Source organism: Pseudoalteromonas aquimarina (assembly GCF_049257255.1).
GTDB lineage: Bacteria > Pseudomonadota > Gammaproteobacteria > Enterobacterales > Alteromonadaceae > Pseudoalteromonas.
The window spans coordinates 422579-434679 of sequence record NZ_JBMMUG010000004.1 but is presented as its reverse complement, the minus strand read 5'-3'; the positions used below and the strand labels follow the sequence as shown (position 1 = coordinate 434679).

Below are 12101 nucleotides of genomic sequence, written 5' to 3'. Positions count from 1 at the left end.
GCTAAATTGGCGCTACTTTTCTTTTATTAAAATAAACGCTGCATTTGCTATTTTGTGCTGCTATATGGTGATAAAATGCCGCAAATTTTTATTGGGTTATAGATAAACAATGCTTAGTTCAAACAATATCACCATGCAATTTGGTGCAAAGCCACTTTTTGAGAATATTTCGGTTAAATTTGGTGACGGTAACCGTTATGGTCTAATTGGCGCTAACGGCTGTGGTAAATCAACATTTATGAAAATCTTAAGTGGTGAGCTTGAGCCAAGCGCAGGTAACATTTCATATGATCCTAATGAGCGCATTGCAAAACTAAATCAGGATCAGTTCGCGTACGAGCAATTTACCGTAGTTGATACCGTAATTATGGGTCACAAAGAGCTATGGGATATCAAAAAAGAGCGCGACCGTATTTATTCTCTTCCAGAAATGAGCGAAGAAGAAGGTATGCTTGTTGCTGAGCTTGAGACGCAATTTGCTGAAATGGATGGCTATTCAGCAGAAGCTAAAGCGGGTGAATTATTGCTCGGCGTTGGTATTCCGACAGAACAGCATTATGGTTTGATGTCTGAAGTTGCCCCTGGTTGGAAATTGCGTGTGCTACTTGCACAAGTACTTTTTGCTGAACCAGATATCATGTTACTCGACGAGCCAACCAACAACTTAGATATTTACACCATCAAATGGCTTGAAGATGTTTTAAATCAGCGTGACTGCACTATGATAATCATCTCGCACGACCGTCACTTCTTAAATTCAGTATGTACGCATATGGCAGATATTGATTTTGGTGAGCTTCGTATTTACCCGGGTAATTACGATGAGTACATGTTTGCAGCAACTCAAGCGCGCGAGCGTCTACTTTCAGATAATGCCAAGAAGAAAGCACAGATTGCAGAATTACAACAGTTTGTTTCTCGCTTCTCAGCAAATGCTTCTAAAGCAAAACAAGCAACATCACGTGCAAAGCAAATTGATAAAATTCAATTAGAAGAAGTTAAAGCATCAAGCCGTCAAAACCCATTTATTCGCTTTGAACAATCTAAGCAATTATTTAGAAATGCATTAGAACTTGAAAACTTAAGCCAAGGTTATGATGACACCTTGTTCAGTAACTTAACGGCACTTGTTGAAGTAGGTGAGAAAGTTGCAATTATCGGTGAAAACGGTGCAGGTAAAACAACCCTACTTCACACGCTCGCTAATCGTTTAGCACCTAAAGGTGGTGAAGTTAAATGGTCTGAAAATGCCAATATTGGTTATTACGCGCAAGACCATGCTGATGATTTTGAAAAAGACATGACACTTTTCCAATGGATGGAACAATGGCAACAGCCTGGTGATGACGAACAAGTTGTTCGCGGTTATTTAGGCCGTTTACTGTTCTCACAGAGCGATATTCAAAAATCCGTAAAGGTTATTTCGGGTGGTGAGCAAGGCCGCATGTTATTTGGTAAGCTAATGATGCACAAACCAAACATCTTGCTAATGGATGAACCAACAAACCACATGGATATGGAGTCGATTGAATCTCTTAACTTAGCCCTTGAGCAGTACCCAGGTACTTTGTTCTTCGTATCTCACGACCGTCAATTTGTATCATCACTTGCAACTCGCATTTGGGAAATTAAAGACGGGAAAGTTATCGATTTCCAAGGTACTTACGATGAATATTTAGCGAAAAAAGAAGCTGAAGAAAATCGTTAATCACCATTTGAAAAGGCGCTCACAGTAGCGCCTTTTTCTCAGTATCATAATATTTTAAACACAATTATTTTCTTCTATAAGGGACTCTACCCCGGATAAATTAAAGAAGTTCAATCCAAATCGTTTTCACATTCTATATACACCCACTTGGAATATTGATGATTGCTTAGTTTATCAACCTCCACTATAAAAAATAGTTCATTAACTTACTAATAATCTCTAATGATAACCAACGTCAATGAGGTTAATTTTGTAATGCATTAATTTTTTTCAGTTTGTTAATATAATAATCTCTTTTTAAATAAAAATTAAAAACTATATGAAACTCAATTTATTGTTATCTTTGATAATGATTTTAATTCTGTCGGGTTGTGGAAATACTGATTCAACAAGTGTTAGTACCAAAAATATTTACATGAAAGCATATGTGTACGAAACCGACGAAGATAATGAATCTTCTGCTTATATAAACGTAGTAATGCGGGAAGATAGCACCCTAAAACCGGAAATTTATTTAAGTGATGGAGAGTATTTAACAGCAAGCTTCGATGGAGAAAAAGGAGTAAGACTTGAAGAAAGAGAAATTGGAGAAGCAGTTTGGCCAATTTTCAGCTTGAGAGGTGTTTGGTCTGATTTTAGTTATACTGCCAAGATACCAACAAGTGGAGAAATAGGCACCTTTACAATTACACTTCACCGCTTAGATGGCTCAAAAATCCCAATGCGTGTAGAAATGGTAGAAAGAGTCATACTTTCCTCTCCTACTGTAGACGATATATTTTTTGAGAATCAATCGATTCCATTACAGTGGAGTTTACCTTATTGGCGTGACACTCAAATAGAATTAGAGTCACAGTTTTTTTGCCAAGATTATACCTTCATAAAAGAACAAAAAAATTATGATATTGATGATAATGGCGATTACACCTTTCCAACCCATGAGCTTGTTGCTCTTTCAAATAAAACATACGAGATTAATCAATATTCACGAACATCAAATGATTGCAATATGACGCTCAATTTGGTGCGATACAGATCTGTTCCACTTAGTAACAAATTTGCTAAAAATAGTTATATTGAGGCAAGTAGGTCTTCCAATTTGAACGTAACAGTAAAGTTAGATTTATAATAATCTAAATCAAACGAAATCTTGCAATGACTATTGGAACTAAGGTTATTGCAAATTTATAACTACGATTGCATAAACATATCTATAACTAAGTGTGAAATAAGAAAGTTTAAAGTCAATTTAGGTTAAGTACCTTACCTAAATATTTATATTCAAATATAACTATCAAAGTGTTAAGTCGAAATTACTGAGCCAGACTTCTGCCTCTTGCATCGTAGTGACTTTTATAAACGGGATATGTGCATTTTCGATATGATGTTGAATATGCTGACCTTGCTCTATGCTGTCTACCAACCAGCACTCAGCTTTTTGGTTACTTCTTGCGAGTTGAATAGTTTTATTATGTTTATAATTAATAACTTCTTCAGTTACACGCCATCCACGTAAATCGGCAAAAAGCGCCCAAGGTACATTTCTAACCCGCGATATAGTTTCATCAAGCGAGGTTAAATAACCAATGTCAGCTTGTATGTTCCAATCACCTGAAATCTTAACAATAACAAGATGATTTTTAAGTGTCACATCATATACGGGGTCAATCATACTTTAGACAACTGCTATGTTCTCGTTATTTAATGTAAGTAATGAACTTAACTCTCTTAATACAAGAATAGCGGGATACATTATAAAATTGAACTTAAATCTATAACTAATCTAATGTTCACTTGTTTTCTAACACAGCAAAAGTAAATGGTGTTTTCTCTTTTTATACCTATTATTTTAAATCTGCATGTAACGTTGCTTTACATGCAGATTTAGGTAGCAACATAAGCGCTCATTAATGTAGCCAATTACGACATTTAACGTGCTAACATTTTTCGCCTGAGCAAGTTACGGTATTATCAAAATACACAACTTCCAAATTAACATTGTTTGTTAAATCCAGCTGAGTCAGCAGATTATCTCGCAAATCTAGAGTTGTAAGCGCTGTATTATTACTTAAATCTATAGATGTTAATTGGTTCATTTTTGCATCTAACTCATTTAGTAACGGGTTATTTGATAAATCAATAGTCGAGAGTTTTTGTCTCTCTAACCAAAGTCGTTCCAATTTTGTATTTTGGCTTACATCTAATGTGGTAAAGTTCCCAATTTCTAAATTACCTTCAATAAACAAATCTTTTAGGTTCGTTAACATGCTTACATCAACTTGAGTAAGTTGTGGGTTAGCACCTACATTCACTCTTTCTAACTCGAGGTTATTTGAAAAGTCTATGCTAGAAATATTACTGCCATCAACAGAAAATGATTTTAAGCTTGATAAATTATCTAAAGAAATTTCGGTGATAAATAATGACTCAGCATAAAGGGATATAAGCTCGTTGTTATTACTTAAATCAATACTGCTAATCAAGTTGGAACCAAGGTTAAGAAAAGTTAACGCTGGATTAGTGCTTAGCTCTAACTGCTCAATTTTATTAGAGTAAACACTTAAAGTAATTAAGAACGGTGCATTAGATAGGTCTAATTCAGCTATCTCATTAAAATCTGCAGTTAAGTGGTTTAATAAATTATTATTTGTAACATCTAGCGATGTTAATTTATTTTGGCCAACTCGCAAGCTAACTAATTGTTTATTATTACTTAAATCTATCTGTTCGATTTCATTAATATCAAGCTGAGCATGCGCTAAATGAATTAAATTCTCTATACCTGATGTCGATTTGATTCCTGTATCCGTACAAGACAAAAAACTAACTTCATCAGCAAATTCACGTGACAATTCTTCACCTATTGCACATTTTAACAACGCTTCATCTGTAATAACATCAACTAATTTTATGCGGGGTGCAAAATTAACATTAAGTGTACAATTAGCATTTAAAGATCCGGTTGAGAAGGTTTGAGTTTGTGTTAAGTGTGTTTGGTACTCTTCAACCATCATTCCACAACCATCTGCCTCAACAAACAAATGTTGCTCATCTGGTGTAATTGTAATTTGCGCTATTTCACCTGACAAATAACTTGTTTTATCTGTAGTAACACTTCCATTTCCAGTTACATTTAAAGTAACAGTATAGTTAGTGTTAACAACGGGTGGGGTTGTAACTCCTTTATCTGAGCCTCCACCACATGCTATTAACGAAAATGCGCCAAAACAAATTATTATATTTTTACTAATACTTTTTATAAACATAGGGATACCTTCCTTGACAAAAAGGAAGCTATCCTAGAGAAATCATTTTATAGAATCAAATAATTTTTACATATATTAGGTACAAAATTTGAAACCAATATCCTAACACTTCTTTCTTAATGGGTTTCAAAATTAACTATGCCACTACAATCTTCATTATCGATACTAGACATTGTGCACAATGCAAGACCTGACCCCTTTTATTCTCTTGTTTAACCAAGGCAGGTGTTTGTGGTGTTATTGCTGTCGGTTTGACTGATTAAGTCATCACCGTAAAGGTATGTTTTTAATCGACTGCCAAGGCTATCGGTTTCGGCAATCACTTGTGCATAAGCTTGTGTATTGTCGATTAGGTAGTGTGTTGCCTGACCATTAACCGTTTTGCTGGTGCGAATGCCATCAATGTTATATTGGTAATTTGCTTGTTTGCTGTTATTGGTTGACGTTGCATCCATCGCCACCATGCGGTTACGCATATCATAGCGATAGATGGTTTGCGCACCGTTAATGTCTTTGATTAAGGTGTTGCCGTTATCGTCATAGGAGAAAGTAGTGACATCATAGCCGTAAATGGTAACCTGATTTTAAGATTTTCAGGTAGGTGGCTTTTATATATTTTTTTATATATTTTATAAAGCCACCTTTTGATAGCAAGCTAATGTTGATTAAAGCTTAGTCACATCCTAGCTTTTACGCTAATTAAGGTGGGTGGCCTTTATATATTCATACAAGACGCGCCCCCCATGATTACTGTCCGTATTTATATCTCGTTCCGTTTACCAATTCCTCCACTGCAAAGTAAAATCCGAAGGTAACTTTTTTATTTCTGCGGCTTCACAAATACTATCGAAAAGATCACAAAACTCTTCACGTTCCATAGTCTCTATCAAGAACGGCTTGGTATCTCGAATTTTATTTAACGATAAAACGGCTTTTTTAACTTCTTCTACTTTCAAGTCATTTGAATTAAACGATTCCGCAGCTTTTAAACGTTCAATTAAATCATCAAAAATATCTCTTACTTCCTCGCAGTACTCTTTAGAGTATTTACCTATTCCTTTTTCATAAAGACTGTACCAAAAACTAAATGGGTACTCCTCTTTACACTTATCTAAGTTTGCTGAATATGCCATTTCATACACTCCTTAATTACACATTAACTTCTTTAAGGCTCTAAATTCTTTCCTAATTTTATCTCGGTCAGGACTATCTCCAATAACTCGCCTTTCATTTCTTAAATCATGTCCTTCCGCTTCCAATATATCAATAATAAACTGCTCCATTTTGTCTAAAGCTCCACTTCCTCCATCAACGAAGAATCTTGCGATGACCTTCGTGTTTGCTTTCCAAGCCTTAGATGCTTTATGTTTTGCCTCTTCTAAATGCTGAGAGTGCCTGTTGTCAATTCCAACGCTTTCGCCCGTTTGCCCAACATAGTCGTATAACACATAAATACCGTATTTAATACTTTCTTCAGCTAATGCAAAACCAATTTCACACCCCGCCTTTTTAAAGGCTTTTCGAAACACATGCTGATGAGCAATATTGATTAATACACCTTGCCCTGCTTGTGCAGTATTCAAGGAGACCAAACTCATGTACCCACTCGGATCAACGCCATTCACCGGATCTGCATGGGTATACAAATACTTATTCAGAGTAACAGGTTCGCCATCGCGCCCCATCCATGCATCTTGCTGAGTAAAGCGCCCGACATTCTGGTCATAGTAGCGCGCACGCAAGTAGTACTGGTCTAAATCACCATCAAACTGCTCACCTGTATAAAGATAATTATTTTCTGTGGTGCCTGTTTGGTTTTGTAACTCACCAAAGGCTAAATAATCATAACTATCACTTTGTTCACCACTGTCATCACTTAAGCTTCTCGTTGAACCAAGGCCATCATAGTGGAAGGTGTTAGTTACTTGGTTTGAGTCGGTTTGACTGATTAAGTCATCACCGTAAAGGTAGGTTTTTAATCGGCTGCCAAGGCTATCTGTTTCGGCAATCACTTGTGCATAAGCTGCCGTGTTGTCGATTAGGTATTGTGTGGCCTGACCATTAACCGTTTTGCTGGTGCGAATACCGTCAATGTTATATTGGTAATTCGCCTGTGTGCCGTTATTGGTTGCCGTTGCATCCATCGCCACCATGCGGTTACGCATATCATAGCTGTAACGGGTTTGTTCGCCGTTCACGTCTTTGATTAGGGTGTTGCCGTTATCGTCATACGTGAAGGTGGTAACATCTGTTCCTTCAGTTTCACTTGTTAGCCTATCGTTATCATCATACACATAACTCGTGACTACTGTGTTATGCGTTTGCGTTAAACGATTCCCCACCTTGTCATAGGTAAAGCTGGTTTGGCTATCGCCATTTACTAGTTAAGGTGGGTGGCCTTTATATATTTAAACCATTGAGAAGTGCTTTTCGATAATTTCGTAGTCCCCAAACTTTTCTAGCAGCTCTCGTTTAAAAGATGTTAGATTTTCATCATAGTGTTTTTTATGCTGAAAAATTAATTTTTTCAAATTCGGTAACTCTTTAATAAATTGTACTTTTCCATCAGTTACCTTTAAGTCAGCTACCAAAAGTATCTCTAATGAACGACAGTCTTTAAAAGGCAGCAAAGATACTATTTCTTTTTGCCTAAAAACACCTAGATATTTAAGGTTTTTAAGCGTCGAAAAGTCATCAGTCAGTCGTACTTTTTTACAAGAGTCTATTCGTAGCATTTTTAATTTTGAAAGTGACTTAACACCATCAACATCTACAAGTTTTGTGCAACATACTAAATTTAATTTTTGGAGCTTAGTAAAACACTCTATACCTTCCAGACTACTCAATTTTTTTGAATCAACCAGCTCTAAAGTAACTAAGTTATGAAGTTTCTCAAGCTTGCTCAGGTTTACCTCTTTATAATTTGCCAACCTTACACTTTCGAGTGTCTTAATTGTATATATCTGCTCAATGTTTTCTTCTCGCCCATCAATCCACAAACTCTTAAGATTTTTAAAATTTGAAAAATCAACTTTGTTTTTTAAGTAATCGGTTAAATATAACTCTTCTAATTCATCCAATTTCGAGATACTGCACCAATCGACGCGAACCTTATTAATAACTAATTTCTTAAAGCTTCCATTTAACTTGGTTAATAGCCCTAAATCCTCCCAGTTTCCAACTTCCAAACTAAGCTTTTCAATTTGCAAACTCCTTAGTTGTTCAAAAGATTGTTCAGTTAAACAATTGTACAAACGGCACCAGCCACTTTTCGATATGTATATTAAGTCATCTGTATAAATGTCATTCATGGTTATTTTTTTACTTTCGCGTCACAAATATTAATTTTATTATCTAGTAACTTCCTAATCTCATTGCTATTTTTAGATTTAGGTGATACTGCAACTTCTCGACGTATATTTGAAGAGTTTTCAAATCCAATATAATCAATGAACCATTGTTCCAATAACCTAAACTGATTTTTAACCTGCTTCTTTTTATCTGAAAAGTTAAATTTTTCAAATATATTGTCTACAACTAACTCAGCTTTTACTAGTTCTTTCTTGATTCTGTCTACCGCATCATGTTGTGCTTTACGTTTACCGTAATTATCTGAACGGCCAATATAAGGGACGTTTTCATTTGAAGCATCAGAAAAAATATATATACCACTGAATGCTTCACCGATAACTTGTTCAGTAACTTCTTCAACTAGAAGGCACAATGCACCATCGACTGCCTCACGCAAGAATATACGGTAATTTACTGTCCTTATTCCTGCTAGTGAACTTTGAATTGACTGACCAAACGTGAGGCTATCCAACCTCATATACCCACTCGGATCAACGCCATTCACCGGATCCGCATGGGTATACAAATACTTATTTAGGGTAACAGGTTCGCCATCGCGCCCCATCCACGCATCTTGCTGAGTAAAACGCCCGACATTCTGGTCGTAATATCTGGCTCTTAGGTAGTACTGGTCTAAATCACCATCAAACTGCTCACCTGTATAAAGATAATTATTGTCTGTGGTGCCTGTTTGGTTTTGTAACTCACCAAAGGCTAAATAATCGTAGGTGTCACTTTGTTCGCCACTGTCATCACTTAAGCTTCTCGTTGAACCTAGGCCATCGTAGTGGAAGGTGTTTGTGGTATTGGTACTGTCGGTTTGACTGATTAAGTCATCACCGTAAAGGTAGGTTTTTAATAGGCTGCCAAGGCTGTCTGTTTCGGCAATCACTTGTGCATAAGCTGTCGTGTTGTCGATTAGGTAGTGTGTAGCCTGTCCATTAACCGTTTTGCTGGTGCGAATGCCATCAATATTGTATTGGTAATTCGCTTGCGTGCCGTTATTGGTTGCTGTTGCATCCATCGCCACCATGCGGTTACGCATATCATAGCTGTAACGGGTTTGCGCACCGTTAATGTCTTTGATTAAGGTGTTGCCGTTATCATCATACACATAGCTCGTGACTACTGTGTTATGCGTTTGCGTTAAACGATTTCCCACCTTGTCATAGGTAAAGCTGGTTTGGCTATCGCCATTTACTAGTTAAGGTGGGTGGCCTTTATATTATTTTTTTGTAAATTTCCTGAACCTAACTTCCATACGTGTTAGGTGCTACCCATAAATCATCGACTTCATTTATTTTATCTCCCCACCGCTCTTCTAATATTTTCTTTAATTCTTTCATCTTTAAGTTGTAGTGTTTCTTATTTATAAATCCACAAGTTTTTAAATTCGGTAAACGAGTGAGCATATCTAAACGACCATCAATAATGGTAGTACCCTTAATCCCGAAGGTGTCTAGGCTCACTAATTTTTCGACAAACTGTAAATTATCTATTTCATTACAGTTGGTTAAACAGAGCCAAAGCAACTCTGAATTATTGGCAATTGAGCTAAAAGATTCTACTTTCTTACACCCTACAAAAAAAAGCTTTTTAAGTTTACTGAGTCTTCCAATCGCGTCTACATTTGTTAGATTTCTGGCCCCATCAATTTCTACTCCCTCAAGCTTTTCAAGTTTCTCCAGGCCATTCAAGTTCTCTAACTTTCTACTATCGTACAGTCGTAGAGACTCCAAACTTTCCAATTTTTCAAGTTTCGTACAGTCATTCTCAACCCAGTTATGTATTGTCAAAGAAACTAATGAAGGAATATTATAAATGCTGTCATCAATCTGCTTGCCTGAATAAAAACCCAGAGTTCTTAGAGAATTGAAGCATGAAAAATCAAGATCAATTTTATAGGCACTGTCAAATACTAGCCCCTTTAAGTCTGACAGCTTAGAAATGCTTTCCCAATCTACCTGGTCACAGGCTATCACGAGTTCTTTTATATCGCTTTCAATATCGCACAGAAACTCTAGGGATGGGTAGTTACCTGCTCTAAGAAATACAGACTTAAACTCTTTTCCTTTTATATCTTGTAACAGCTCTTCTGTAACTGCTCCTCGGACAACCAAGTTATATAAACCTTCGCGTTCTCTTTGCTCTATTAAATCATGACTTATTAACATTCAATATCTGCTCTGTAAAAGTTATTGTTCTTCTAATTGTTATTTACTTACAAAACTCAAGCGAGTTTAAAATCCGCCTTAATTTTTTGCTAACTGACTTTTTACTTTTCGATTTTGGATTTTTTGCAATCTCTTTTCTTTTGTTTGTTGATCGATTTTTACCAAAAATCTCCTCAACCAAGTCTATCATTTTTTGCTCAAGTATTCGTTTAGTACCCCTTTGAAAAGGGAAATGGAATTTTGCTATTGTGCCATTAATTTTTTTATTAGTGTCCTTCTTATGCTCTTCAATTCGATTATCAATATCAATTGATTGACCTGTGTAGACCCCAGATCCATCTAAAAGCATATAAATACCATGATTAATAGCACCTTCAGTAACCTCCTCTACCACTGCACACATAAGACGATTCGCTCCTCGCTTTAAAGTGACTCTGTACGCTTGGTTTAGATTCATGGATACTAAGTTGTTTATCAACTGGCCTTTTGTAACTTGACCACCTATTGTCATATACCCACTCGGATCAATGCCATTCACCGGATCTGCATGGGTATACAAATACTTATTCAGGGTAACAGGCTCGCCATCGCGCCCCATCCATGCATCTTGCTGGGTAAAACGCCCTACACCTTGGTCGTAATACCTAGCCCTTAGGTAATACTGGTCTAAATCACCGTCAAACTGCTCACCTGTATAAAGATAATTATTGTCTGTGGTGCCTGTTTGGTTTTGTAACTCACCAAAGGCTAAATAATCGTAGGTGTCACTTTGTTCGCCACTGTCATCACTTAAGCTTCTCGTTGAACCTAGGCCATCGTAGTGGAAGGTGTTTGTGGTATTGGTACTGTCGGTTTGACTGATTAAGTCATCACCGTAAAGGTAGGTTTTTAATCGGCTGCCAAGGCTATCTGTTTCGGCAATCACTTGTGCATAAGCTGTCGTGTTGTCGATTAGGTAGTGTGTTGCCTGTCCATTAACCGTTTTGCTGGTGCGAATGCCATCAATATTGTATTGGTAATTCGCTTGCGTGCCGTTATTGGTTGCTGTTGCATCCATCGCCACCATGCGGTTACGCATATCATAACGATAGGTGGTTTGCGCACCGTTAATGTCTTTGCTTAAGGTGTTGCCGTTATCGTCATAGGAGAAAGTGGTAACATCCGTGCCTTCAGCTTCACTCGTTAGCCTATCGTTATCATCATACACATAGCTCGTGACTACTGTGTTATGCGTTTGCGTTAAACGATTACCCACCTTGTCATAGCTGAAGCTGGTTTGGCTGTTACCATTTGTTGCATCTGTGATACTTTCACTGGTTAATCTATAAAGGTTATCGTAGCTGTAAGTGCTTGCCCTACCTGTTGATTCAGTTAGCTTAGTTCTGCGCCCTGTGTTATCAAGCTCATAGCTAAATTCATTGATAGCAACACCTTGGGCATTGTAGTGACTAACCTTAGTAAGACGATTTAAATCGTCATACGCATACAAAGTACTGGTGCCATTACTGTTACTTTGTGATGCACGGTTGCCATTTTTATCATAGCCGTAGCTGGTAACCTGATTTTAAGGTGGGTGGCCTTTATATTTCACCATGCGGTTAC

Annotated in this window: 10 protein-coding genes and 1 pseudogene; 2 read left to right on the top strand and 9 right to left on the bottom strand. The window is 36.9% G+C overall.

All coding sequences use genetic code 11. The annotated features are described in order from the left end of the window. The first annotated feature begins 109 nt into the window (after positions 1–109). Entirely contained in the window at positions 110–1708 is a 1599-nt protein-coding gene (locus AAEU29_RS12665; protein ID WP_421973687.1) for an ABC-F family ATPase, read from the top strand. A 319-nt stretch (positions 1709–2027) separates the two neighbouring features. Next, the gene (locus AAEU29_RS12660) at positions 2028–2837 is read left to right on the top strand and encodes a hypothetical protein (protein WP_421973686.1); all 810 of its coding nucleotides are present in this window, start codon (positions 2028–2030) and stop codon (positions 2835–2837) included. A gap of 165 nt (positions 2838–3002) precedes the next feature. Here AAEU29_RS12660 and AAEU29_RS12655 read toward each other — a convergent pair whose 3' ends face one another. From AAEU29_RS12655 to AAEU29_RS12615, 9 genes and pseudogenes are all read right to left on the bottom strand, one after another. Then, on the bottom strand, positions 3003–3380 hold the full coding sequence (locus AAEU29_RS12655) for a hypothetical protein (RefSeq protein ID WP_421973685.1): 378 nt from the start codon (positions 3378–3380) through the stop codon (positions 3003–3005). Between the two features lie 265 nt (positions 3381–3645). Next, a complete protein-coding gene (locus AAEU29_RS12650) occupies positions 3646–4974 on the bottom strand; it encodes a hypothetical protein (protein WP_421973684.1) in 1329 nt (442 codons plus the stop codon). A gap of 212 nt (positions 4975–5186) precedes the next feature. Then, on the bottom strand, positions 5187–5450 hold the full coding sequence (locus AAEU29_RS12645; protein ID WP_421973683.1) for a hypothetical protein: 264 nt from the start codon (positions 5448–5450) through the stop codon (positions 5187–5189). 300 nt (positions 5451–5750) lie between these two features. After that, positions 5751–6107: a hypothetical protein gene (locus AAEU29_RS12640; protein ID WP_421973682.1), complete on the bottom strand. Its 357-nt coding sequence runs from the start codon at positions 6105–6107 to the stop codon at positions 5751–5753. 12 nt (positions 6108–6119) lie between these two features. Further along, positions 6120–7340 (bottom strand): annotated as a pseudogene (locus tag AAEU29_RS12635) (RHS repeat-associated core domain-containing protein); the annotation flags it as partial. Between the two features lie 42 nt (positions 7341–7382). Then, entirely contained in the window at positions 7383–8285 is a 903-nt protein-coding gene (locus AAEU29_RS12630) for a leucine-rich repeat domain-containing protein (RefSeq protein ID WP_421973680.1), read from the bottom strand. A 2-nt stretch (positions 8286–8287) separates the two neighbouring features. Further along, positions 8288–9487, bottom strand: a complete 1200-nt coding sequence (locus AAEU29_RS12625) for an RHS repeat-associated core domain-containing protein (protein WP_421973679.1) — start codon at positions 9485–9487, stop codon at positions 8288–8290. Positions 9488–9575: 88 nt separating this feature from the next. Continuing rightward, the gene (locus tag AAEU29_RS12620) at positions 9576–10499 is read right to left on the bottom strand and encodes a leucine-rich repeat domain-containing protein (protein ID WP_421973678.1); all 924 of its coding nucleotides are present in this window, start codon (positions 10497–10499) and stop codon (positions 9576–9578) included. A 43-nt stretch (positions 10500–10542) separates the two neighbouring features. Beyond that, entirely contained in the window at positions 10543–11988 is a 1446-nt protein-coding gene (locus tag AAEU29_RS12615; protein WP_421973677.1) for an RHS repeat-associated core domain-containing protein, read from the bottom strand. Positions 11989–12101: the final 113 nt, after the last annotated feature.